Source organism: Bacillus marinisedimentorum (assembly GCF_001644195.2).
GTDB lineage: Bacteria > Bacillota > Bacilli > Bacillales > Bacillaceae_O > Bacillus_BL > Bacillus_BL marinisedimentorum.
On sequence record NZ_LWBL02000091.1, the window covers coordinates 1 to 1131 of the forward strand.

At 46.2% G+C, this 1131-nt stretch carries 1 protein-coding gene; it reads right to left on the bottom strand.

Annotated features, from left to right (window positions below; all coding sequences use genetic code 11):
- Positions 1 to 77: 77 nt before the first annotated feature.
- Positions 78 to 1131 (bottom strand): group II intron reverse transcriptase/maturase (gene ltrA, locus A4U59_RS20670; protein ID WP_070121853.1); only part of this gene is annotated, 1054 nt, incomplete at its 5' end.

Consider the following 1131-nt stretch of genomic DNA (forward strand, 5'->3'; position numbering starts at 1 on the left):
CAATCGAGTAGGAGGGGGTGGCTAACCCCCGACCTCTCACACCACCGTACGTACGGTTCCGTATACGGCGGTTCCATTTAAGTCCAACGCCTTGATTGATATCGACCGAATAGACTCTTTAGCCCTTGGTTTGTCCAGTAATGGTCGCCAAGGGCTTTATGCAAGATTGGGCTATTGGCTATCCGCCAATACGCCTTCCTTGTGTTTGCCCATTCCCACGCTTTTCCCTTCTTTACTCCCAGTTTCATGAGGTTCTTATACTTGGTTTTGACTTTCTTCCATTCCTTCCACCGTATCATTCGCAACCTTCTCCGGGTCCAACCATCCAGGCTTTTCAATATGGATGGTGTTTCTGCCAACTGATAATAGCCCATCCAGCCCACCAGATATTCGTTTAGTTTCTTGATTCTATCTGTCATGTTCATGGACTTGCTTCGAGACGTCAGTTCCCGGATCCGTCGTTTGAAGCGTTTGATACTTTCTCTAGAAATCCGAATCTTTGGATTTTCTTTATGAAAGGTGAAAGAGAAGCCAAGGAATTTGCGTTTCCATGGGCGGTCTACCGCGCTTTTCTCTTCATTGACCTTCAGTTTCAGTTTCTTCTCGATAAAGGTCGTGATACTGTTCATCACTCGTTGACCTGCTCTTTTGGAGCGAACATAAATATTACAATCGTCCGCAAAGCGGACGAAGTGAAGTCCACGCTCTTCCAATTCTTTATCCAATTCATCCAGAACAATGTTAGAAAGGAGCGGACTTAACGGTCCACCTTGTGGGGTTCCTTCTATATTTGGCTGTACCAACCCATTTTCCATAATCCCTGCCTGTAGGTATTTACGAATTAACCTCAGAAGGTTGGGGTTCTGGATTCGATTGCTTAATGTTCGCATGAGCCTGTCGTGGTTCACTTTATCAAAGAATTTCTCTAGGTCGATGTCAATAACCCAGCGGTACCCTTGTTTGATGTATGTTCTCGCTTCCCGTACCGCATCGTGTCCTCTTTTGTTAGGACGGAATCCGTAACTATGTGTGGAGAACGTTGGGTCATATTCTTTGGTGAGAACTTGTGCAATGGCTTGCTGGATAAATCGGTCCAACACGGTTGGGATTCCCAGCTTTCTCTTCCCGCCG